This is a genomic window from Acinetobacter calcoaceticus, assembly GCF_051947995.1.
In the GTDB taxonomy this organism is placed as follows: domain Bacteria; phylum Pseudomonadota; class Gammaproteobacteria; order Pseudomonadales; family Moraxellaceae; genus Acinetobacter.
The window spans coordinates 1-230 of sequence record NZ_JBLVVH010000057.1 but is presented as its reverse complement, the minus strand read 5'-3'; the positions used below and the strand labels follow the sequence as shown (position 1 = coordinate 230).

Annotated in this window: 1 pseudogene; it reads left to right on the top strand. The window is 43.5% G+C overall.

The features are described 5' to 3' along the window. Nucleotides 1-73 precede the first annotated feature (73 nt). A pseudogene (locus ACNQO6_RS18535) lies at nucleotides 74-230 on the top strand (cell division protein FtsL); the annotation flags it as partial.

The window sequence follows — 230 nt, the reverse complement described above, 5'->3', positions numbered from 1 at the left end:
AAGTAAAACCAAATCCTCGGTCGCGTAGTGCGTGGCTACGTGTGGCGGAGCTTTTAGAGCAAAAAGGCTGAGAATTAACAACAAGAATGATGACGACGTTTTACCAACCAGCAGAAAGGGACTGAAAAAAGTTGTTGTTTATGCTGTGCTCGTTGCTTTGGTCTTTACCAGTGCGATGATGCTGGTGTTTCAGGTCTTTGAATATAGTCATCATTATCGTGACTTAAGCG